The organism is Pseudonocardia yuanmonensis, assembly GCF_039542425.1.
GTDB classification, from domain to species: Bacteria; Actinomycetota; Actinomycetes; order Mycobacteriales; family Pseudonocardiaceae; genus Pseudonocardia; species Pseudonocardia yuanmonensis.
In genome coordinates, this window is record NZ_BAABIC010000019.1 from 19,671 (window position 1) to 40,962 (window position 21,292).

A 21,292-nucleotide genomic window follows, 5' to 3' on the forward strand; every position below is an offset into this window, starting at 1 on the left:
ACTCCTCCCATGCGCACCCAGGTCGCCATCGTCGGCGCCGGCCCCGCCGGGCTCCTGCTGTCCCACCTGCTCGACCGCGCGGGCGTCGAGTCCGTGATCGTCGAGACCCGCTCCCGCGAGTACGTCGAGGCCCGGATCCGCGCCGGGATCCTGGAGCACTCCACCGTGCAGCTGCTGCACGAGGTGGGGCTGGGGGAGCGGCTCGCCCGGGAGGGCGACGAGCACCGCGGCATCTACCTGCAATGGCCGGGCGAGCGCCACCACCTCGACTTCGTCGACCTGGTCGGGCGCAGCGTCACCGTCTACGGGCAGACCGAGGTGACCAAGGACCTCGGGAAGGCGCGCGGGGCCGCGGGCCAGGAGATCCGCTACGAGGTCACCGACACCGCGGTGCACGACCTGGAGACCGAGCAGCCGTACGTCACCTTCACCGGCCCCGACGGCACCGCCGAGCGCCTCGACGCCGACGTGGTCGTGGGCTGCGACGGCTCCTTCGGCCCCTCCCGCGCCGCCGTGCCCGACGCGGTCAAGCAGACCTGGGAGCGCGTCTACCCGTACTCCTGGCTGGGCATCCTCGCCGACGTCGCGCCGTCGACCGACGAGCTGATCTACGCCTGGCACCCGGACGGCTTCGCGCTGCACTCCATGCGTTCGGAGCACGTCTCCCGGCTCTACCTGCAGGTGCCGAACGGCACCGACATCGACGAGTGGTCCGACGACCGGATCTGGGACGCCCTGGCCACCCGTCTCGGCCACGGCCAGGACGGCTGGACGCTCACCCCCGGCCCCGTCACGGAGAAGTCCGTGCTGCCGATGCGCAGCTTCGTGCAACAGCCGATGCGGCACGGCCGGCTCTTCCTCGCCGGCGACGCCGCCCACATCGTTCCGCCCACCGGCGCGAAGGGGCTGAACCTCGCCGTCGCGGACGTCGCCCTGCTCGCCCCGGCGCTGGCCGCGCTGCTGCGCGACAAGGACCCGGCCCTGGCTGACGCCTACTCCGACACGGCCCTGCGCCGCGTCTGGCGCTGCACCCACTTCTCCTGGTGGATGACGACGATGCTGCACCAGTCCGGCGACCCGTTCGACGCCCAGCTGCAGCTCTCCCAGCTGCGCTGGGTCGCGGCCAGCGAGGCCGGCCGCATGGGCCTCGCCGAGAACTACGCGGGCCTGCCCATCGGGTTCTAGGACGGCTCGCCCGGGCCCGTCGGCGTCGCCCCGGCGGGTACGGCCGGCGCGGCGGCGCCGACGTCCGGCCCGACCGGCCGGTGCGGGATCGCGCACGCGACGACCAGGACCGCGTAGCAGGAGAAGAGCAGGACGGCGGTCCAGGCGCCGCGCGGGGTGGCGAGCGAGCGGAGGTCGTCGAGGAGGGCCACCGCGAGCACGTACGCCGGGAGGGGCAGGAGGGCGGCCGCCCCGGTCGCCCACCGGGCCCTGCGGGACCCTCGTCCGGACACCGCGTAGCCGCCCGCCATCGCCGGCAGCACCAGCATCAGCGCGGCCGGGTCGATCGCGAACACCAGCGGCGCGAGCGCCAGCCGGCGCCACCGGCCCTGCCCTCCCGTGCGACGCCGGTGCTCGGCCAGGCCGAACAGGCCCCCGACGACGGTGGCGGGTAGCAGGATCACACCGAAGGTCCCGAGCAGCTGACGGACGACGCCGGGCCTGCCGCGGCCGCCATGAACCCGCGCAGCCCTGCGCCCCACGCCAGTCCGCACACCGCGCCGGCCACCACCAGCCGCCACGCCGGCCGGGACGGGTCCGGACGGCCGCGGAGCGGGATCGCGCACGCGAGCGAGAGCACCGCGAGCAGGGACAGGAACAGGACGCCGGTCCACGCGGCGCGGGCGCTGCCCGGTGCCGGCCCGAGTCCGGCGACCCCCAGCGCGACCAGCCACGCCGGGACCGGCAGGAGGGCGAGGGCCCCGGCCGCCCAGCGGGCCGGACGGGGGCCGCGCCCGGACAGCGCGTAGCCGCCGGCCATGCCGAACAGGGGCACCGCGACGGCACCCCCGCCCAGGCCGTCGACGAACACCGACACGACGGCCCACGGGGTGAAGAGCAGGAACACCAGTGGTGCGGCGGCGAGCCACCGCCGGCCGCGCCCGGTGCGCCGCAGGTGCTCGGCCCACCCGAGCAGGCCCCCGGCGACCGCACCGGGGAGCAGGATCCCCTCGAACGTCCCGACCCACCCGAACGCCGACGCCGGGCCCGCGATCTCGACCATGACCGCGCGCAGCGCGGCGGCCCAGGCCAGCCCGCACACCGCGCCGACCAGCACCGGCGACCGCCCGCCCCGACCCCCTGCGGGGCGGACGGCCGCGACGGCGCTCACGAGCCGGACGGCGCGAGCGCCGCCGCGATGCCGAGCTCGCCCACCTCGAACTCCACATGCCGCGGCCCCGGGTCCGCGGACAGGCCGGCCCGGCGCAGGGCCGGGTGCAGCCGCTCCGCGACGAACCGGTCGTGCTGCACGCCCGACTCCCAGACCGACACGATCTGCAGGCCCTGCTCGGACTCGCCCGCGACCTGCACGAGCAACCCGTCCGGTCGGCCGGCGCCGGCGACGAGCGCGGCGATCTCCCGGTACCCGGCCAGCGTCCCGGCCGGGATCGCGGTGATGGTGGCGAACGCCATGGCGGCCTCCTCTGGCTCGTGACGTCCGGACGCGTCGACGCTAGGCGGGCGGGTCCGGGCCCCGCGTCCGCCGAAATACTCCGCCGCCTACTCAGGTCCGGGTGCCGAGGTTGTGCACCGCCCACACCGCGATCTGGCTGCGGCGGGAGAACCCGAGCTTGGTGAGGATGTGCTGGACGTGGTTCTGCGCTGTGCGCTCGGAGACGACGAGCGCTGCGGCGATCTGCGGGTTGCTCATCCCGCGCGCGACGCACGCCGCGACCTCCCGCTCGCGCGCGGTCAGCAGGGCGGCCGGGGCGCGGCGCAGCCGCTCGCCGAGGGCGGCGAGCCGGGCCGCGAACCCGGGCATGCCCAGTCCCTCCGCCGCGGTTCGCCCCTCGGCGACCAGCGCCGCCGCCTCGGCCAGGTCGTCGACGCGTCCGCGGCGCGCGAGCACGGTCGCGAGCTCCGTCTGCGCCTCCACGGCGTACCCGGCGGCGCCGCTCGCGCGGCAGGTCGCCAGCGCCGACCGCAGCTCGTCGACGGCCGTGTCGAGCTCGCCGAGGTGCGCGGCGGCCGAGCCCAGATGGAGCGTGACGGGTCCGCAGTAGTTCGCGACGCCCGCGCCGGAGCCGACGTGCCGCTCGCGGTGGGGCAGCAGCAGTCCGCGCAGGGCGGCGACGTCGGCGGTCGCGCCCTGTGCACCCGCCACGACGACGCCGGCCGCGAGGACCGTCAGCAGGAAGAACGGGGCCGGCCGCCAGCGGGCGGGCGGGCCGAGCGACCGGTACAGCGCGCCGGCCTCGGGGAGCCGCCCGGCGTCCGTGAGCATCAGCGCGGGACCCAGGGTGAAGGTGATGCGGTAGCCCGAGCCGGCCGCGAGGGGACCACCGGCCGCGGCGAGCGCCTCGAGTGCGGTCGCGGTGCCGGCGTGGTGGTCCACGGCGGTGAGCAGCGCGAGCCGCGATCCCACGGCGCCGCCCGTCCCGTTCCCCGGGGCGGCGGCGAAGGCCTCCCCGCCCAGCCGGGCCGCCTCGGCGAGCCGGCCGTGGGCCTGGGCCAGCATCGCCTTGACCTTCAGCACGTGCCACCGGGCGGTCGCCCCGCCGTACCGCCCGGCGACCCACTCCAGCCGGTCCAGCTCGGCGGCGGCGTCGAACAGCTCGCCGCGCTCGACGAGCGCGTTCGATGAGCCACAGGTGCGCCCACAGCCGGGCCGCGTCCCGCGCCGTGGTCGCGGCGAGCAGGCGCTGCGCCAGGACGGTCCGCTCCTCGACGCCGTCGGGCCCGCTGCGCGCCAGCTGCCTGGCCCGCAGCGCCGCCACCAGCGCGGACGTGTCCCCGCAGCCCTCGGCGGCGACGAGCGCCTCCCGGCTGGCCGACTCGGCCCGCGCGACGTCCTCGAGGTACATGTCGGTCTCGGTGAGGAGGGCGAGCAGCCGGGCCCGGCGCGGTCCCCCGACGGGTCCGGCGAGCGCCTCCTCGCACAGGGCGCGCACGGTGCGGTCGAGGCCCTGCTCGTTGGTGCAGCCCAGGGTGAGCACCGCGTCGGCGACCAGCCCGGCCCGGTCCGGTCCGTGGGCCACGGCGACCGCCTCACCGGCCGCCGCCAGCGCCCCGGCCGGATCCGCGGCGCGGAACCGGGCCGCGGCCAGGCCGGTCAGGAGGCGGTGGCGCGCCCCGGCGTCGACCGCGGAGTCGCCGACGTCGAGGGCGAGCCGGTAGAGCCGGACGCCCTCCTCGAACGCGAGCGCGCGCACGGCGGCGGCGGCCGCCCGCTCGATCCACGCCGCCGCCTCGGCCCGCTCGCCTGCCACGGCCGCGGCCGCCCAGTGCCGGGCGAGGTCCGCGAGGTGGGGATCGACCCGGTCGCCGGCGTGGCGCAGGATCGCGTCGACGGCGGCCCGGTGCAGCCGGACCCGCTCGCCGCCGGGGAGGCCGGCCTCGACGGCGTCCCGGACGAGGGGGTGGACGAACCGGTACCGGCCGGGTGTGTCGGCCGGCTCGAGCAGGCCGGCGGCCGCCGCCTCGTCGATCGGGTCCAGGCACTCCAGCAGGGGCCGGCCGACGACGGCGGCGAGGACGACGAGGTCGACGGACGGGCCGAGCACCGCCGCGACGCGCAGCTCGTGGCGGCACCGAGGGGAGAGTCGGCCCAGCCACCGCCCGACGGCCTCGCGCACCCCGGCCGGGACGCCGATCGGGCGGCCCTCGGCGAGGTCGCGGCCCAGCTCGGCGATGAGGAGGGGATTGCCGGAACTGAGCTCGTGCACCCGCTCGGCCTGCTCGGCGGGCACCGCGGCCCCGACGACGCCCGCCAGCTGCGCCGCGACGGCCTGCGGCGGGAGCCGGCGGAGCGCGAGGCGCTCGACCGCCGGCCCGCGGGGCAGGGACGGCGGTCCGGCGGCGTCGTCGTGCGTGGCGACGAGCAGCAGCCGGCCGCCGCGCAGCTGCGCGGCCACGTGGTGCAGGAGCCGCAGGGACGCGGGATCGGCCCGGTGGACGTCGTCGAGCACGACGAGGAGCCCGGCGGGCTCTGCCGCCGTGTGCAGCACCCGGAGGACCGCGTCGAACAGCCGGAACCGGTCCTCCTCGACGGCCGACGCGCCGTCGGTCAGCGGGGTGAGATCGGGCCCGTCGACCGGTCGAGCGGGACCGGGGAGCCCATGCAGGACCTGGCGCCACGGCAGGAACGGCGGCGCGGCGTCGGGTCCGGCGCCGGCACCCCACGCGACCGGGACGCCGTCCGCCGCGGCACGCCCCGCGAGCTCCGTGACGAGCCGGGTCCGGCCGATACCGAGCTCGCCGCCACAGAGCACGAGCCGGGGGTCGCCGGCGAGCGCGGCCGCGAGCATGCCGGTCAGCGCGGTCAGCTCGCGGTCGCGACCCACCAGCCCGGACGGCACCGCTCCCGCACCCCCTCCGCGCCCGCGGCGCGACCGGGAGCAGTGTCGTCCGGGGGACCGGCCCGGGCAAGCGTCAGGCCGGCACGCGCTCTCCGTACGGGTCTCGGCGAGCACCGCGACACCCAGCGCCGCCCACAGCAGGTGCCAGGCACCGAGGGCAGCCAGCGCCGCGGGGGCGCCCGGGCCCGGGTCCCCGGTCAGTATGGTCACCGGGAGGGCTGCTCGCCGGGCGCGTCCGCCGAAGTACTCCCGCCCTACTGAGACGCCCCTGCTCGGACGCCCTACTCGGATGCCGGAGCGCTGAGCTCGTCGACGAAGAAGTCGAGCTCGGGGTCGTCGCCGCCGCCGTAGCGGGTGAAGTCGGTGACCCCGGTCTCGCGCAGGATCTGCACGTCGATGACGGTCTCACCGGTGCGCTCCGGCGGCAGGGACAGGACGGCGACGGCGGCGTCGGCCATGATCTCCGGGTCACGCGCGCGCTCGACGGTGTCGGTGCCGCCGAGCAGGTTCTGCACCGCCGCGGTCTTGATCGCCGTCTCCGGCCACAGGCAGTTCGCGGCGATCCCGGCCTCGGCGAACTCGGCCGCCCAGCCCAGCGTCAGGATCGTCATCCCGAACTTGGACAGCGCGTAGGCCGGGAACTTCCCGAGCCAGTGCGGCGCCATCGTGACCGGCGGGGACAGCGTGAGCACCCGGGGACGGTCGGACTTGCGCAGGTGCGGCAGCGCGGCCTTGAACAGCAGGAACGTGCCGCGCGAGTTGATCTGCTGCATCAGGTCGTAGCGCTTGACGCTGAGCTCCTCGGTGCCGGTGAGGTTCAGCGCCGAGGCGTTGTTGACCACGATGTCGATCCCGCCGAACCGTCCGACGGCCTGCGCGGCGGCGCGCTCGACGTCCTCCTCCTTGCGCACGTCGCCGACCACGGCCAGGGCCTGCCCGCCGGCCTGCTCGATCTCGGCCACGGCGGTGTGCACGGTGCCGGGCAGCCTCGGGTCCGGGTGGTCGGTCTTGGCCAGGATGACGACGTTGGCGCCGTGCCGGCCGGCGGCGACGGCGATGGCCAACCCGATGCCGCGGCTGCCGCCGGACATCAGGATCGTGCGGCCGGCGAGAGCGTCCTGCTCGGTCACGGGCTTCTCCTCTGCGCTGGGGACGCCCGGACAGTAACAGTCAGCTCTGACCGCTACTGGGTGACCTCCACCACGACGAGCACGTTCCCGTCGGGGTCGCGCAGGGTGAACATGGGCGGCGCGTACTCGCCCATCCGCAGCACCTCGGCATCGACGTCGACGCCGCGCCCCCGCAGCTCGGCGTGGGCGGCGTCGGCGTCCGGGCTGGCGAGCCGGATCGCGGTGCCCAGCCCGCCGGGCTCCGGCTCGCCCGCGACCAGGGCGATCGACGTCGCCGAGCCGGCCGGGGCGACCTCGATCCACCGGCCCTCGCCGAACGGGGCGTCCCTCCGCTTCTCCAGGCCGAGCACGCCGACGTAGAACTCCAGCGCGCGGTCCTGGTCCCGCACGGTGAGCGCCACGGTGTGGATGCCACTGATCACGGTGTGCCTCCTCGGGGTCGACGAGCGGTGGACCGCCCCTACCCGCCGAACTCATCGCCCCGGGATGTCCGGCCCGGAGATCGGGAGCACGATGGCGTCATGACCGCCCCCGTCCGCATCGGGCTGCAGCTCCAGCCCCAGCACGCCGACTACGGCCGCATCCGCGACACGCTGCTCGCCGCCGAGGAGGCCGGCGCCGACGTCGTCTTCAACTGGGACCACTTCTTCCCGCTCTACGGCGACCCCGACGGCAAGCACTTCGAGTGCTGGACCATGCTCGGCGCCTGGGCCGAGACGACCTCCCGGGTCGAGATCGGCGCGCTCGTGACCTGCAACAGCTATCGCAACCCGGAGCTGCTCGCCGACATGGCGCGGACCGTCGACCACATCTCCCACGGCCGGCTCATCCTCGGCATCGGCTCCGGCTGGTTCGAGAAGGACTACACCGAGTACGGCTACGACTTCAAGACGGCCGGCCGGCGGCTCGACGACCTCGGCGCGGCCCTACCCCGGATCCGCGACCGCTGGTCGAAGCTCAACCCGGCCCCGACCCGCGACATCCCGATCCTCATCGGCGGCGGCGGGGAGAAGAAGACGCTGCGCTACACGGCCGAGCACGCCGCGATCTGGCACGGCTTCGGGGACGTCGAGACCGTGCGGCACAAGTGCGCGGTGCTCGACGGGCACTGCCGCGACATCGGCCGGGACCCGGCGGAGATCACGCGGTCGTGCGGCGTACGAACGCCTCCCGCCGAGACGGGGCAGGACCTGCTCGACGCGGGCGTCTCGCTGTTCACCGTCGGCGCCGGCGGCCCGGACTACGACCTCTCGCTGCTCAAGGACTGGATCGCCTGGCGGGACTCGCTGGGCTGACCGACCCGCGCCGGATCACGCGAGCTCCTCCCGCAGGAGGGCCGCGGCGCCCGCCATCGCCCGCATCTTCCCGGCGGCCGAGTCGCGCGGCAGGTACTTCATGCCGCAGTCCGTGGCGATCACGATCTGCTCGGGCGGGAGGCGGTCGAAGGCGCGCCGGGTCCGCGCCGCGACCGTCTCCACGCTCTCCACGGCGTGGTCGGACAGGTCGATCACGCCGAGGAGGATCGTCTTGTCCGCGAGGTCGGCGAGCACCCCGAGGTCCAGCCCGGACTGCGCGGTCTCGATCGAGATCTGGTCGGCGGTGCAGCCGGCCAGCTCGGGCAGGAACGAGTAGCCCTCCGGGCGCTCGTGGATGATCGCGGCGTAGCCGAAGCAGAGGTGCACGACAGTGGTGCCGGTGACGCCCTCCAGCGCGGCGTTCAGCGCGGCGAGCCCGTAGGCGCGGGCCGCCTCGGGCCGGGCCTGCAGGTACGGCTCGTCGATCTGCACGACGTCGGCGCCGGCCGCGAACAGGTCCTCGACCTCGGCGTTCACGGCGGCGGCGTACCCCATGGCCGCGGACTCGAGGTCCGGGTAGTGGTCGTTCTGCGCCTGCTGGGACATGGTGAACGGCCCGGGCACGGTCATCTTCACCGTGCGGTCGGTGTGCGCCTTCAGGAACTGCAGGTCCGCCACCTGGACGGGCTTCGGCCGGGCGATCGGCCCGACGATCCGCGGCACCGGGTTGGGGTGCCCGCTGCGGTCCAGCGCGGTGCCGGGGGTGTCGACGTCGACGCCCTCGAGCGCCGTAGCGAAGTGGTTCGAGTAGCTCTCCCGCCGGATCTCGCCGTCCGTCACGATGTCCAGCCCGGCCTCCTCCTGCTCCCGGATCGCGACCCGCGTCGCGTCGTCCTGGGCCTCGGCGAGGTGCTCCGGCGGGATCCGCCAGAGCTCGCGGGCGCGGACGCGGGGCGGGAAGCGGCCGGCCAGCTTCGCCCGGTCGATCAGCCACTCGGGTTGGGCGTAGCTCCCGACCAGCGAGGTGGGCAGCAGCGGCAGCGACACGGGCTCCTCCAGGGGTGGACGACTTCGGGGTGGCTCCACGGCTCGGGCGACGTCAGACGACGAGGACGATCCGGCCCTCGGCGCCGCCCGCGGCCTGGCGTTCCCACGCCGCGGCCGCCTCGTCGAGCGGCACCCGCTCGTGGGCGACGCTCAGGCTCTGGGCGGCGGCGAGGTGGGTGATCGACTCCGCCCGGTCCTCGCGGGTCAGGGCGTTGTTGGTGTAGCCGAGCACTCGCAGCGAGCGGCTGCGCAGCGTTGACGAGTCGAGCGGGCTGGTCTCGCCGGCCGAGCCGCCGAGGTTGACCAGCCGCCCGCCGGGACCCAGCGCCCGGGCCGCCGCGGCGGCCGGCACGCCGTAGAGCGGGTCGAGCACCAGGTCGGCGGCGCCTCCCGCGGCCTCGGCGAACCGGGCGCCCAGCTCGGCGACGTCGTTGGTGTCCAGGGCGACGACGGCGTCGGCACCCGCCGAGCGCGCCCGCTCCTGCGCCGCCGCCGAGCGGGCCCCGGCCACGACCCGGGCGGCACCGGCGAGGCGGGCGAGCTGCACCGCGACCTGGCCGACCACCCCGCCCGCGCCGAGCACGATCACGGTCTCACCGGCCGTCAGGCCACCCGTGCTCGTCAGCGCGCGGTGGGCGGCGACGGCGGACAGGCCGAGCGCGGCCAGCCGGACGGGGTCGACGTCCGGGGGCAGGGCCACCAGGTCGGCCTCGGGCACGCACGCGAGCGCGGCCATGCTGCCGTCGCCCGGCGTCATCCCGGCCGAGGTCGGGAACCACACCGCCCGCCCGTCGACGGTGCCGACGCCCTGCACCCCCGGCACGTACGGGGTGCGCGGCACGCCGAAGTACGAGGTCCCGGAGGCGCAGAGCAGGTCGAGCGGGGTGATCGGCGCAGCCCGGACCGCGACGACGACCTCGCCCGGCCCCGGCTCGGGCGGCTCGCGGTCCGTGATCTCGGGCGGCCGGCCGGGTGCGGGGATCTCCGCGGCGCGCACGGCTCAGACGGGCTGGAGGCGGAAGTCGTAGCGGGCCTCGAGCCAGGGCACGTCGCACTTGCCGCCGTCCGGCGTCGGGCCGGGCTCGCGCTCGGAGAAGGCCACCACCAGCTCCTCCTTCGTCCCGAACACGACGTCGCTGTCCAGGAACTCCGCGCCCTCCTGGAACAGGTGCGTGATCAGCGGCGCGTAGCCGTCGACGGCGAGCAGGAAGTGCACGTGCGCGGGCCGGAAGTGGCTGATCTCGGTCGTCCGGATCAGGTCGCCCACGGGCCCGTCCATCGGGATCGTGTAGCCCTTCGGGGCGATGGTGCGCAGGCAGTAGGAGCCGTCGGCGCGGGTCGTGTACTTCGCCCGCAGCCGCGCCTCGTCGACGTCGGGGAGCTGGGCCTCGTAGACGCCCTCGGCGTCGGACTGCCAGACGTCGAGCACGGCGCCGGCGACCGGGGTCCCGTCGAGCGCGGTGACGGTGCCGCTGATGTAGAGCGGGGTCCCGGGCAAGCCGTCGGACATGTCGCCGCCGAAGTCCAGCTCCGGCGAGCCCTCGATGTGGAACGGGCCGAGGACGGTGGCCGGGGTGGCCGCCGGGTCGAGGCGGTTGTTCATCTGCACGACCAGCATGGACAGGCCCAGCACGTCCGAGGCGAGGATGAACTCCTCGCGCTTCTCGTCGCTGATCTGCCCCGTGGCCGTCAGCCACCGCATCGCGGCCATCCACTCGGCCTCGGTCAGCCGGACCTCACGGGCGAAGTCGTGCAGGTGCCGGACCAGCGCGGTGAGCACCTCACGGGTGCGGGGGTCGCGGGCCGTGGCCCAGCGCTCCACCGCGAGGTCGGTGATGTTCTCCTCGGTGACCAGCTTCATCGCTGCCTCCCGCTCTCGCCGGACCGTCAGGACGGTCGGTAGGGGTCCGGGTCGACCGGCCTGTTGTTCAGGTCGACGGACAGGAAGATGTCGTTGCCCACGGGGTGGCGGAGCTCCTCGGCGAGCTGGCCGATGAGCCCGGCGGTGCGGGCGAGCAGGGCGAACCCGCGCAGCAGCTCCAGCGGCAGGCCCAGGTCGGCCAGGGCGGCACCGCACACGCCGGCGCCGTTGAGCGGCAGGGTCCGCCCGAGCACCTGGGGATGGACGCGGCCGATCGCCGCGAACAGCTCCAGGTGCGGCCCCACCAGGCCCTCCTCCCGGGCGATCGCGTACAACCGCCGCGTGCGGGGGTCGCCGTCCTTGTGCACGTGGTGGCCGAGCCCGGGGACGAACCTCCTCGCCTCCCGCTGCTCCCGCACGACCTGCAGGCCGATCTCGTCCCAGCCGGCCTCGTCCGTCGGGAGCTGCGCCGGCAGCCGCTCGTGCAGGAACCGGCCGCAGTCCTCGGTCACGCCGAGGAACCGCGACCCGCCGCCGAGCAGCCCCGCGGCGAGCGCGCCCTGGACGGAGTCCGGTGCGGACAGGTAGGTCAGCCGGGTGACGATCGCGGTCGGGGTGAAGCCGTGGTCGGCCAGCGCGGCCAGCACGGCCTCGAACACCCGGGTCTCGCCCTTGCTCGGACGGCGCTGGGTGGCGAGCCAGAAGGCGAGCTCGCCGAACCCGACCTGGCCCATGACGTCGTCGGCCAGGTCCTGGCCGAGCAGGGTGATCTTCTCCCGTGACGCCGCACCGAGCGCGGTGGGGTACTCGCGGTGCTGGTCAGGCATCCTCGCTCAGCCACTTCCTCAGTTCGGCGCCGTGCTCGTCGAGCTCGGGCGGGGGGAGCCGGTAGACCGCCGGGGCGGCGGAGAACCGGATCGGGTGCCGGGTGGTGGGCACCGCACGATCACCCTCCCCGACGGCGACCACGGGGTCGAGGCCGAACCGCTCGGCCATCGCGAAGCCGCCGTCGATGGTCTGGATCGGCCCGGACGGCACGCCGGCCGCCGTGAGCAGGTCGAACCACTCCACCGCGCTCTTCTGCCGCAACCGCTCCACGAGGACCGGGCGCAGCTCCTCGCGGTTCGCGGTGCGGTCGGCGTTGCGGGCGAAGCGCGGGTCGTCCGCGACCTCCGGCACGCCGAGCACCCCGCAGAGCTTGCGGAACTGGGAGTCGTTGGCCGCGGCGACGATCAGGTCGTCGTCCGCCGTCGGGAGCGGCTCGTAGGGGAAGACGCTGGGGTGCGCGTTGCCCATCCGGTACGGGACGGTGCCGGACGCGACCCACGCGGAGCTGTGGTTGACCAGCCCGGTCAGCGCCGACGACAGCAGGTTGACCTCGACGTTCTGGCCCTCGCCGGTGCGGTCGCGGTGGTGCAGCGCGGCCAGGATGCCGATCGCGGCGTGGTTGCCGGCCATGACGTCGAAGACGGAGATCCCGGCCCGGTACGGCGGCCCGTCCGCGTCCCCGGTCAGCGACATCAGCCCGGACATGGCCTGCACCATCAGGTCGTAGCCCGGTACGTCCCTGCCGGCGCCGGCGCCGAACCCGCTGATCGACGCGTAGATCACGCCGGGGTTGGTCTCCCGGACGCTGTCGTAGTCCAGGCCGAAGCGGGCCATCCCGCCGGGCTTGAGGTTCTCGATGACGACGTCGGCGCGGCGGGCGAGCTCGCGGGCGGCGGCCAGGTCGGCCTCGTCCCGCAGGTCCAGGGCGATCGAGCGCTTGCCCCGGTTGATGCCGAGGAAGTAGGTGGACACGCCCTCGCGCACCGGCGGCATCCACGTCCGGGTGTCGTCACCGGCCGGGCCCTCGACCTTCACCACCTCGGCGCCCATGTCCGCCAGCAGCATGGTGGCGTAGGGCCCGGCGAGGATCCGGGAGAAGTCGGCCACCAGCAGTCCGGCCAGCGGGCCGCCTGCCGTGGGCTCGGGAGTACCCATCCGCCGCCCTCCTGTCCGCTCGACGGACACCCGTCCGTCCTGCTCGGGATTCTTCGACCCGAACGGACCGGCGTCAAGCGGGGCGGGACGACCCGGGGACCGTCACGTGCGGGACGGTCTCCAGCCGGGCGAAGTCCGCGCTGATCTCCCCGGCGGTGTGCAGCAGCAGCGGCAGGTGGTGCTCGAGCAGGTGCTCGACGGAGGTCTCCGCGGCGTGGCAGTTGACGTTGACCCCGGCGACGACCCGGCCCGACCCGTCGCGCAGCGGCGCCGCCACCGAGCGGATGCCGGGCGCGAGCTGCTCGTCCGTCAACGCCCAGCCGCGGGCGCGCACCTCGCGCAGCACCGTGTCCCGCTCCGCCCGGTCGGGCTGCCAGCGGGGGACGAGCCCGGACCGGGTGGGCTCGGCGAGCACGCGCTCCAGCTCGTCGGGCGGCAGGGCGGCGAGCTGGACCTTGCCCAGCGAGGTCTGCAGCGCGGGGAAACGGGTGCCGATCTGCACGGCCAGCGACACGATCTTCGGGACGGACACCCGGGCGACGTAGACGATGTCCGAGCCGTCGAGCTGGGCGATCGAGCAGGACTCGTTGGTCCGCGCGACCAGGCGCTCGAGGTGCGGGCGCGCGATCTCCCACAGCCCTGTCGAGCGCACGTAGGCCACGCCGAGGTCCAGCACCCGCGGGGTGAGTGCGAAGCCGCGCTCCTCGGCGCGGACGTAGCCGAGCTCGGCGAGGGTGAGCAGGATACGCCGGGCCGTGGGCCGGGCCAGGTCCGCGGCGGCGGCCACCTCGGCCAGCGACATCACCGGCCGGCCGGGCCGGAAGGCGGTGATGACGTCCAGCCCCCGGGCCAGGGCCTCGATGAAGTCCGGGCCCGTTCCCTCGCGTGGCATGCGTACCCCCGTCCCGCTGCGTGCGGCGCCCACCGTAGCCGGACCGCGTCCGCTGGACGGACAGGGCGGCACCGGTGCGGACCCCGCGGCCCCGGGCCGGGGCGATCGGCGGTGATTGACACCGCCCACGGGCTCGACCACAGTAGCCGCACGCGGTGCTGACCGACAGGCGGACGATGGTCCGAGAATCGCGAGGGAGCGAGCCGATGAGCGAGTCGACCGAGGGGCGCCCGATCGTCCTCCGCGGCGGGACCGTGCTGACGATGGACCGCGACAAGCGGGTGCTCACCGGCCAGGACGTGCTCGTCACCGGCGACCGCATCGAGGCCCTCGGCCCGGACCTCGAGGTGCCCGAGGGCACCGTCGAGATCGACGCGACCGGTGGGATCGTCATGCCGGGGATGATCGACACGCACCGCCACATGTGGCAGACGGCCATGCGCGGCTACGGCGCGGACTGGACCCTGACCCAGTACTTCGTCTGGTACTACCTCGAGTGGGGCAAGGCCTTCCGGCCGGAGGACGTGTACGCGGGCAACCTGCTCTCCGCGCTCGAGGCGCTCGACGCCGGCGTCACCACGACCGTCGACTGGTCGCACGGCCTGCAGACGGTCGACCATGCCGACGCCGCCGTCGACGCGCTGCGGTCCGTGCCGGGCCGGTTCGTGCTCGCCTACGGCAACATCCAGCAGGCGCCCGCCGAGTGGACCGCCGCGCCGGAGTTCCGCGACTTCGTGTCCCGCCGCCGGGACGACCTGTTCGGCTTCCAGATGGCCCTCGACGTGACCGGTGACCCGGCCTTTCCGGAGAAGCCGGCCTTCGAGGTGGCCCGCGAGCTGGGCGCGCCCGTCACCACGCACGCCGGGGTCTGGGGCGCGACGAACGACGACGGCATCCGGCTCATGCACGAGCACGGCTTCATGACGCCCGAGTCCGTCTACGTGCACGCCGCGACCCTCTCCGCGGACTCCTACCACCGGATCGCGGCCACCGGCGGGTCCGTCTCGGTGTCCACCGAGAGCGAGCAGAGCGCCGGCCAGGGCTACCCGCCCACCTGGGCCCTGCGGCTCCACGGGATCCCGGTGTCGCTGTCCATGGACACCTCGGTGTGGTGGAGCGGCGACCTCTTCTCCGCCATGCGCACCACCCTCGGCGCGGACCGCTCGCGCGAGCACCTGGAGGCCCACGCCAAGGGCAACACCGTCACCCACGCCGCGCTGCGGGCCGAGCAGGTCGTGGAGTGGGCGACGCTCGGCGGGGCCCGGGCCCTGGGGCGCGATGCCGACCTGGGCAGCCTCGAGGTGGGCAAGTCCGCCGACGTCGTGCTGCTCCGCAACGAGCACTCGCCGGTGATGTTCCCGCTGCTCCACCCCTACGGGCACGTGGCCTTCCAGGCCCAGCGCGGCGACGTCGACACCGTGCTGGTGGGCGGGCGGATCGTGAAGCGCGGCGGCCGGCTGGTCGACGTCGACCTGGCGGCGGCCCGGGCGACCGTGGAGCGGACCGTCGAGCACCTGCGATCCACCCTCGGCGAGGAGGCCTGGGCGCAGGGCATGAACCCCGACGTGCCCGAGACCAAGATCCTCGACAACCCGTACACCTACACGGACTACCAGAGCGCCGCCACGCACGGCGGCTGATGGTCCGGCACGGGCAGCGCGACGCCGGTCAGGCGGGGCAGGGCTCGGGCTGCGGGGCGGGCCCGGCCTGCGGCGCGGGCGCGGCGGTGCGCAGGGCCACGGCGGCGACGACGGCGATCACCACCGCGACGCAACCCGCGGCGAACGAGGTGACCTGCATGCCCGTCACGAACGCCTCGCGCGCCACCCCGAGCAGCTCGCCGCCGACGGGCGCCGGCAGCTCGGCCGCCACGCGCGCGGCCCCGCCCAGCGTCTCCTCGGCAGCGGCCGCGGCCTGCGCCGGCACCCCGGCCGGCAGCGCGTCGGCGATCCCGCCCCGGTAGAGCGCCACGCCGATGCTGCCCAGCACGGCGATCCCGAGTGCCCCGCCCAGCTCGGCGGCGGTCTCGGAGATGCCCGACGCCGCGCCGGCCTTCTCCTCCGGCGCCGAGCCGACCACGATCTCCGTGGTCAGGCCGAACACCGGGCCCATCCCGAGCGAGATGACGACCGAGGCGAGGACCAGCGCCGCGAGGCCCTGCTGTGCCGTGACCGTGGTGAGCACGAACATCCCGGCGGCCGCGCAGGCCAGCCCGCCCGCGACGACGTGCGCCGGCCGGACCCCGCCGAGCACCCGCGGCGCCAGCTGGGAGGCGACCACGAACGCCGCGGCCGACGGCAGCGACCACAGCCCGGCCTCCAGCGCCGCCTGCCCCAGCACGAGCTGCAGGTACTGCGCGACGAACAGGAAGTAGCCGATCATCACGAAGATCGCGAGGAAGTTGACGACCAGCGCCGCGGTGAACCGGCGGTTGCGGAAGAGCCCGACGTCGATCATCGGCTCCGCGAGCCGCCGCTGCCGCCGAACCCACAGCGCACCGACGACGATCCCGGCGGCGATGGCGACGAACGCGCCCGTGCCCGGGCCGTGCTCGGCGATCCGCTTCACGCCGAACACCACGGCCAGCAGCGCGACGACGGACATCGCGGCGCTCAGCACGTCGAGCCGGCCCGCGTCGGGGTCGCGGAACTCGGGCAGCACCCGCGGTCCGACGACCAACAGGGCGCCCATCACGGGCAGGGCCAGCAGGAACACCGAGCCCCACCAGAACCAGCCGAGCAGCACGCCGCCCAGCACCGGCCCGACCCCGCTGCCGGCCGAGAAGGCGCCGATCCAGATCCCGACGGCCAGCGAGCGCTCCCGCGGGTCGCGGAACATGTGGAAGATCAGCGACAGGGTCGAGGGCGCGATCGTCGCGCCGGACAGCCCGAGCAGCGCACGGTTCGCGATCAGCATCTCCGGCGTGGTGGAGAAGGCGGCGAGCACGGAGGTCAGCCCGAAGGCGGCCGCGCCGACGAGCAGCAGCCGCCGCCGGCCGATCCGGTCGCCGAGGGTGCCCATCGTGACCAGCGCGCCGGCGACCATGAAGCCGTAGACGTCGACGATCCACAGCAGCTGGCTGCTCGACGGCTGCAGGTCGGCGCTGACCTGAGGGAGCGCCAGCTGCAGCACGGTCAGGTCCATGACGTAGAGCAGGCAGGCCAGGGCGAGCACGGCGAGGCCGGTCCACTCCCGGCGGCCCGCCCGCGCGGGCGAGGTGGTCGGTGTGCTCGGCGTGCTCATCGGGGGCTCCTTCCGAGGGTGTACGGAAGGGGGACCGACGCCGGCCCGGGAACTCATCGCCCCGGGCGTGCCCGGACGGCGCCCTCGGTCAGGAGAGGGCCGTCCGGGCAGGTCAGAGCAGGTGGAGGGCGGCGTAGACGTACGCGGTGCCCGCCAGCAGGAGGGTCAGGGCGGCCACGACGACCAGGGCGACCCGGCCCGCCTGCCCGCGCTCCGCTGCCGTCGCGTCCGCCGTGGTCCAGGTGGTCGGTTCGGCGGTGAACAGCGGCGGGGCCCAGGGCTCGCGAGCGTTGCAGCCCCAGCCGGATGCTCCCCACGCTGTGTGACGGTCGGGCACGACGACTCCCTCGGACGGACGATCTCCATCTGGGTAGTCGTCACCGACGGCGCGGCGTTACGCCGTCCGGGCCAGTGGTCGTCACACGTCGCTAGCTTTCCGGGACCTCGCGCCGGATCTCGTCGAGCCAGATGCGCGCGGGCATGTCCGAGGGCGCCCGCCAGTCCCCGCGCGGGGAGAGCGACCCGCCAGCGGAGACCTTCGGGCCGTTCGGCAGCGCGCTGCGCTTGAACTGGCTGAAGGAGAAGTAGCGCTGGGCGAACACCTCGATCCAGTGCCGGATGTCGGCCATCGCGTAGCTCGGGCGCTCGTCCTCCGGGAAGCCGGGCGGCCACGGCCCCTGCGCCGGGTCGTGCCAGGCGTGCCACTGCAGGAACGCGATCTTCGCCGGCCGCAGCCCGTAGCGCAGGTGGTAGAAGAGCGTGAAGTCCTGCAGCGAGTACGGCCCGACCTTGGCCTCGCTGCTCTGGACCTCCTCGTCCTCCCCGCTCGGCACCAGCTCGGGGGTGATCTCGGTGTCGAGGACGTCCGTGAGGACCTCGCCCACCTCCTCGTCGAACTGCTTCGACGAGACCACCCAGCGGATGAGGTGCTGGATCAGCGTCTTCGGGACGCCGCCGTTGACGTTGTAGTGCGACATCTGGTCGCCGACGCCGTACGTGGACCAGCCCAGGGCCAGCTCGGAGAGGTCGCCGGTGCCGAGCACGATGCCGTTGCGCTGGTTCGCCGCGCGGAACAGGTAGTCCGTGCGCAGGCCCGCCTGGACGTTCTCGAAGGTCACGTCGTAGAGCGGCTCGCCTGAGGAGAACGGGTGGTCGAGGTTCTTCAGCATCAGCCGCGCGGTCTCGGTGATGTCGATCTCCTCGAACGTGACGCCCAGGGCCTCGGCCAGGCGGTAGGCGTTGCCCTTGGTCCGGTCGCCGGTGGCGAAGCCGGGCAGGGTGAATCCGAGGATGTCGCTGCGCGGGCGGCCGGCCCGGTCCATCGCCCGCGCCGCGACGATCAGCGCGTGCGTGGAGTCCAGCCCGCCGGACACCCCGATGACGACCTTGGGGTCCCCGATCGCCCGCATCCGCTGCTCCAGGCCGGAGACCTGGATGTTGTAGGCCTCGTAGCAGTCCTGCTCGAGCCGGGTCTCGTCCGCCGGCACGAACGGAAAGCGCTCCACCTCGCGGCGCAGGCCGAGGTCGCCGCGCGGCGGGTCGAGCCGGAACTCGATCCGCCGGAAGGCCTCGGTGCGGGCGGCGTGGTGGCGGCGGTTGTCGTCGAAGGTGCCCATCCGGATGCGCTCGGCGCGCAGCAGGTCGAGGTCGACGTCCGCGACGGCCTGGCGCGCCCCCTTCGGGAAGCGCTCGGTCTCGGCGAGCAGCACGCCGTTCTCGTAGATCATCGTCTGGCCGTCCCACGCGAGGTCGGTCGACGACTCGCCCTCCCCGGCCGCGGCGTAGAGGTACGCCGCCAGGCATCGCGAGGACGCGCTGCGGCAGAGCAGCTTCCGGTCCTCGGCGCGGCCCACGGTGATCGGGCTGCCGGAGAGGTTGGCCAGCACCGTCGCCCCCGCGAGCGCGGCCTCGGCGGACGGGGGGACCGGCACCCACATGTCCTCGCAGATCTCGACGTGCAGCACGAAGCCCGGCACGTCGGTGGCCTCGAAGAGCAGGTCCGGGCCGATCGGGACCTCCTGGCCGCCGATCCGGATCGTGCCGGCGACGTCGTCGCCCGGGCCGATCTGGCGCCGCTCGTAGAACTCCCGGTAGGTGGGCAGGTAGGACTTCGGCGCGACGCCGAGGACGCGCCCCCGGTGGATGACGACGGCGCAGTTGCGCACGCGCTGCCGGTGCCGCAGGGGCGCGCCCACCACGAGTACCGGCAGCAGGTCGGCCGAGCCGGCCACGACCTCGTCGAGCGCCTCGGCCACCGAGTCGAGCAGCGTGTCCTGCAGGAAGATGTCCTCGATGGAGTAGCCGGACAGGGTCATCTCGGGGAAGATCGCGAGACCGACCCCGTCCCCGTCCAGCGCCCGGGCCGTCTCCAGGACGGCGGCGGCGTTCGCCGGCGGGTCCGCGATCGTCGTGCGGATCGTGCAGGCGGCCGTGCGCAGGAAGCCGTGCCGGTAGGCCGAGTAGAAGTCCTCCACACCGGCAGTCTGCCCCAGGTGATCGACCCGTACTCGCGCCCGGCCACCCCGATGCGCGGCTCGTACTCGTCGTGGCGGCGGACCCGGACATGGACGGTCCTGCGGTCCACGGCCGTGCGCGGCCGTCAGGTACCGCCAGTGGTGATCACGCTTGGGGGCGACGGGTGATCACGCCCGCTCCGGCATCCGGGCGATCGACCGTGCTCCGGAACCGCCCTACGCTGCCGTTCCCGACCATCCACGGAGGACACGTGTCGATCCCCGCACCCGGACCGATCCCCGTCGTCTTCGTCCACGGACTCTGGCTGCACGCGACGAGCTGGACGCCGTGGGTGGAGCTGTTCACCGAGCGCGGCTACGCGCCCGTCGCCCCCGGCTGGCCCGGCGAGGCGCCGACGGCCGAGGCGTGCCGCGCCGACCCGGACGCGGTCGCGAATCGCGGCATCGCCCGGGTCACGGACCACTTCGCGTCCCTGATCTCCGACCTGCCCGCCAAGCCGATCGTGATCGGCCACTCGTTCGGCGGCCTGATCGCGGAGAAGCTCCTGGGCCAGGGCTGCGCGCGGGCCTGCGTCGCGCTGTCGCCCGCCCAGTTCAAGGGCAACCTCGCCCTGCCGCCGGCCCAGCTCAGGACCGCGTTCCCGGTGCTGAGCAGGCCGAGGCTGCGCACCCGCAGCTGGATCCACTCGAAGGACTCCTGGCACGCCGGCTTCGCCAACGGCATCGGCCGGGAGGAGTCCGACGCCCTCTACGACGCCTACGCCGTCCCCTCCCCGATGAAGCCGCTGTTCCAGGCCGCGACCGCGAACTTCGTGCTGCACAGCGAGGCCTCGGTCGACGTGCACCGCGACCGCGGTCCCGTGCTCGTGGTCGGCGCGGGCAAGGACCGCACGGTCCCCGAGGCGACGAGCCGGGCGGCGTACAGGATCCTCTCGCGCAGCCCGGGCGTCACCGAGTGGGCCGCCTTCCCCGACGCCGGCCACTCGTACGTCGTCGACTCGACCTGGCGGCGGACCGCGGACCTGGCGCTGGACTTCCTCGCCCGGCACGGGCTGGGCCCGGCGACCCCGGCCGCGCCCGCCGCGCCCGCCGACCCCGCGCCCGCCGACCCCGCCCCCGCCTGACCGTTAGGCTGCCCCGATGGCGATCGCGGGCGGCGTCCCGGTGGGGACGGAGCGGCGCCAGCTGTCCGAGCACGTCGCGATGGTCGTCCGCGAGGCGATCATGTCCGGGGAGCTCCGCGGGGCGGACTACCTGCGCACCGAGCAGCTCGCCGAGCGCCTCGGGGTGAGCGCCACCCCGGTGCGCGAGGCGCTGATGGTGCTGCACAGCGAGGGCGCGGTGCGCTGGGAGCCCCGGCGCGGGTTCCGGGTGGTGCCGCTGACCGAGCGGGACGTCGTGGACATGTTCGCCGTCGCCGCCTTCATCGAGGGCGAGCTGGCGGCGCGGGCCGTGGACCTGCTCCCCGACGCCGAGGTGACCCGGCTGCACGAGCTGCAGGCGGTGCTGGCCGACGCCGCGCGGCAGGGCGACCCGGACGAGGTCTTCCGGACCAACCACGAGATCCACTCGGCGATCAACCGGCCGGGCCTCTCGGCGCGGCTGCAGACCCAGCTCACCATGTCGCTGAAGTACCTGCCGCGCAGCCACTACGGCCGGGTCGACGGCTGGGTCGAGGCCTCCGTCCGCGACCACGGCCCGGTGCTCGCGGCGCTGGCCGCCCGGGACGCGGAGGCGGCGCGGGCGGCCATGCGCGACCACATGCTGCACATCGGGGAGCTGCTGCGGGCCCACCTGGACCGGGTGGGCGTCTTCGGCGCCTGAGGCGCAGCTCGCGGGGCGACG

The 21,292-nt window shown here is 74.9% G+C and carries 20 protein-coding genes and 1 pseudogene; 5 read left to right on the forward strand and 16 right to left on the reverse strand.

Annotated elements, in window-relative coordinates:
- Positions 1 to 9: 9 nt before the first annotated feature.
- Positions 10 to 1,185 carry a 4-hydroxybenzoate 3-monooxygenase gene (locus ABD990_RS24530; RefSeq protein ID WP_345383094.1) on the forward strand — a complete coding sequence of 392 codons (1,176 nt, stop codon included), beginning with the start codon at positions 10 to 12 and terminating at the stop codon, positions 1,183 to 1,185.
- Here ABD990_RS24530 and ABD990_RS24535 read toward each other — a convergent pair.
- The 7 genes and pseudogenes from ABD990_RS24535 to ABD990_RS24565 form a co-directional block, all read right to left on the reverse strand.
- Positions 1,182 to 1,628, reverse strand: coding sequence for a hypothetical protein (locus ABD990_RS24535; RefSeq protein ID WP_345383095.1), 447 nt, complete (start codon positions 1,626 to 1,628; stop codon positions 1,182 to 1,184). The genes ABD990_RS24530 and ABD990_RS24535 overlap by 4 nt on opposite strands.
- Positions 1,625 to 2,335 (reverse strand): hypothetical protein, encoded by a 711-nt coding sequence (locus tag ABD990_RS24540; RefSeq protein ID WP_345383096.1) that lies wholly within the window; start codon positions 2,333 to 2,335, stop codon positions 1,625 to 1,627. Before ABD990_RS24540 ends, ABD990_RS24535 begins: the two co-directional genes overlap by 4 nt.
- Positions 2,332 to 2,637, reverse strand: a complete 306-nt coding sequence (locus ABD990_RS24545; RefSeq protein WP_345383097.1) for a hypothetical protein — start codon at positions 2,635 to 2,637, stop codon at positions 2,332 to 2,334. Before ABD990_RS24545 ends, ABD990_RS24540 begins: the two co-directional genes overlap by 4 nt.
- A 91-nt stretch (positions 2,638 to 2,728) precedes the next feature.
- The gene (locus ABD990_RS24550; RefSeq protein WP_345383098.1) at positions 2,729 to 3,700 is read right to left on the reverse strand and encodes a helix-turn-helix transcriptional regulator; all 972 of its coding nucleotides are present in this window, start codon (positions 3,698 to 3,700) and stop codon (positions 2,729 to 2,731) included.
- A 1,399-nt stretch (positions 3,701 to 5,099) separates the two neighbouring features.
- Positions 5,100 to 5,471, reverse strand: a pseudogene (locus tag ABD990_RS34550) (ATP-binding protein); the annotation flags it as partial.
- 332 nt (positions 5,472 to 5,803) lie between these two features.
- Positions 5,804 to 6,652: an SDR family oxidoreductase gene (locus ABD990_RS24560; RefSeq protein WP_345383100.1), complete on the reverse strand. Its 849-nt coding sequence runs from the start codon at positions 6,650 to 6,652 to the stop codon at positions 5,804 to 5,806.
- A 53-nt stretch (positions 6,653 to 6,705) separates the two neighbouring features.
- Positions 6,706 to 7,074: a VOC family protein gene (locus ABD990_RS24565; protein WP_345383101.1), complete on the reverse strand. Its 369-nt coding sequence runs from the start codon at positions 7,072 to 7,074 to the stop codon at positions 6,706 to 6,708.
- 99 nt (positions 7,075 to 7,173) lie between these two features.
- On the opposite strand from ABD990_RS24565, the gene ABD990_RS24570 reads away from it, so the two are divergent.
- Complete coding sequence (locus ABD990_RS24570) at positions 7,174 to 7,947, forward strand: LLM class F420-dependent oxidoreductase (RefSeq protein WP_345383102.1); 774 nt, start codon at positions 7,174 to 7,176, stop codon at positions 7,945 to 7,947.
- Positions 7,948 to 7,962: 15 nt separating this feature from the next.
- Here ABD990_RS24570 and ABD990_RS24575 read toward each other — a convergent pair whose 3' ends face one another.
- The 6 genes from ABD990_RS24575 to ABD990_RS24600 form a co-directional block, all read right to left on the reverse strand.
- The gene (locus ABD990_RS24575; protein WP_345383103.1) at positions 7,963 to 8,994 is read right to left on the reverse strand and encodes a 5-methyltetrahydropteroyltriglutamate--homocysteine methyltransferase; all 1,032 of its coding nucleotides are present in this window, start codon (positions 8,992 to 8,994) and stop codon (positions 7,963 to 7,965) included.
- Between the two features lie 52 nt (positions 8,995 to 9,046).
- The gene (locus tag ABD990_RS24580) at positions 9,047 to 9,991 is read right to left on the reverse strand and encodes a quinone oxidoreductase family protein (protein WP_345383104.1); all 945 of its coding nucleotides are present in this window, start codon (positions 9,989 to 9,991) and stop codon (positions 9,047 to 9,049) included.
- 3 nt (positions 9,992 to 9,994) lie between these two features.
- Positions 9,995 to 10,855 (reverse strand): dioxygenase family protein, encoded by an 861-nt coding sequence (locus ABD990_RS24585; RefSeq protein ID WP_345383105.1) that lies wholly within the window; start codon positions 10,853 to 10,855, stop codon positions 9,995 to 9,997.
- A gap of 26 nt (positions 10,856 to 10,881) precedes the next feature.
- Complete coding sequence (locus tag ABD990_RS24590) at positions 10,882 to 11,682, reverse strand: citryl-CoA lyase (RefSeq protein WP_345383106.1); 801 nt, start codon at positions 11,680 to 11,682, stop codon at positions 10,882 to 10,884.
- A complete protein-coding gene (locus tag ABD990_RS24595) occupies positions 11,675 to 12,838 on the reverse strand; it encodes a CaiB/BaiF CoA transferase family protein (protein WP_345383107.1) in 1,164 nt (387 codons plus the stop codon). The genes ABD990_RS24590 and ABD990_RS24595 overlap by 8 nt, the downstream gene beginning before the upstream one ends.
- Positions 12,839 to 12,911: 73 nt before the next feature.
- Entirely contained in the window at positions 12,912 to 13,730 is an 819-nt protein-coding gene (locus tag ABD990_RS24600; protein WP_345383108.1) for an IclR family transcriptional regulator domain-containing protein, read from the reverse strand.
- Between the two features lie 206 nt (positions 13,731 to 13,936).
- Here ABD990_RS24600 and ABD990_RS24605 point away from each other — a divergent pair, with 206 nt between their 5' ends.
- The gene (locus ABD990_RS24605) at positions 13,937 to 15,370 is read left to right on the forward strand and encodes an amidohydrolase family protein (protein WP_345383109.1); all 1,434 of its coding nucleotides are present in this window, start codon (positions 13,937 to 13,939) and stop codon (positions 15,368 to 15,370) included.
- 28 nt (positions 15,371 to 15,398) lie between these two features.
- Here ABD990_RS24605 and ABD990_RS24610 read toward each other — a convergent pair whose 3' ends face one another.
- The 3 genes from ABD990_RS24610 to ABD990_RS24620 all read right to left on the reverse strand — a co-directional run bounded on the left by ABD990_RS24610 (position 15,399) and on the right by ABD990_RS24620 (position 19,447).
- Positions 15,399 to 16,973, reverse strand: coding sequence for an MFS transporter (locus ABD990_RS24610; protein ID WP_345383110.1), 1,575 nt, complete (start codon positions 16,971 to 16,973; stop codon positions 15,399 to 15,401).
- 112 nt (positions 16,974 to 17,085) lie between these two features.
- Positions 17,086 to 17,310, reverse strand: a complete 225-nt coding sequence (locus tag ABD990_RS24615) for a hypothetical protein (protein WP_345383111.1) — start codon at positions 17,308 to 17,310, stop codon at positions 17,086 to 17,088.
- A gap of 91 nt (positions 17,311 to 17,401) precedes the next feature.
- A complete protein-coding gene (locus tag ABD990_RS24620; RefSeq protein ID WP_345383112.1) occupies positions 17,402 to 19,447 on the reverse strand; it encodes an NAD(+) synthase in 2,046 nt (681 codons plus the stop codon).
- A gap of 251 nt (positions 19,448 to 19,698) precedes the next feature.
- Between ABD990_RS24620 and ABD990_RS24625 the strand changes: the two genes are divergently transcribed.
- Both ABD990_RS24625 and ABD990_RS24630 read left to right on the forward strand, forming a co-directional pair.
- Entirely contained in the window at positions 19,699 to 20,571 is an 873-nt protein-coding gene (locus ABD990_RS24625; protein ID WP_345383113.1) for an alpha/beta hydrolase, read from the forward strand.
- A 16-nt stretch (positions 20,572 to 20,587) separates the two neighbouring features.
- On the forward strand, positions 20,588 to 21,271 hold the full coding sequence (locus ABD990_RS24630; protein ID WP_345383114.1) for a GntR family transcriptional regulator: 684 nt from the start codon (positions 20,588 to 20,590) through the stop codon (positions 21,269 to 21,271).
- Positions 21,272 to 21,292 lie beyond the last annotated feature (21 nt).